1 pseudogene is annotated in these 374 nt (G+C 56.7%); it reads right to left on the bottom strand.

Annotated elements, in window-relative coordinates:
• Window positions 1–374 (bottom strand): annotated as a pseudogene (locus JL015_RS27590) (RHS repeat domain-containing protein); the annotation flags it as partial.

Here is a 374-nt window from a genome sequence, read left to right as displayed (position 1 = left end):
TACCGCAGGCCGTAGTAATACAACCCGGTTGCGTCTCGCTCCTTGCCTGAATAACGCACCGTCTTGTAGTTGGCTTCAATAGCATTGCGGCCAGCCCACCATGAAGTCCCACCAAATGGGTAATAACTTTCCTGGCTGATGATCTGAGCATCCTTGTCCAGCTCCAGGGTGCTTGACCCCAGATGATCGGTCAGTCTGTAACGGTATTGATCATTGGTCAGTTCGGGCGGTTTTCCGACCTGCCAGTGCAGAACACGCACGCCGTTGCGCCCGGCCTGTGCCGTGATGACCTGCAAGGTTTCGCCGGTCGCTGTATCGGTGCGGATTTCCAGACCCGGCAGGTAGCGCACTTCTGCGATATGGGTGACGGCCTT

The sequence above is a fragment of the Pseudomonas cichorii genome, assembly GCF_015471405.1.
Classification (GTDB): domain Bacteria; phylum Pseudomonadota; class Gammaproteobacteria; order Pseudomonadales; family Pseudomonadaceae; genus Aquipseudomonas; species Aquipseudomonas serbiensis.
This window is presented reverse-complemented; position numbering and strand designations above follow the sequence as displayed.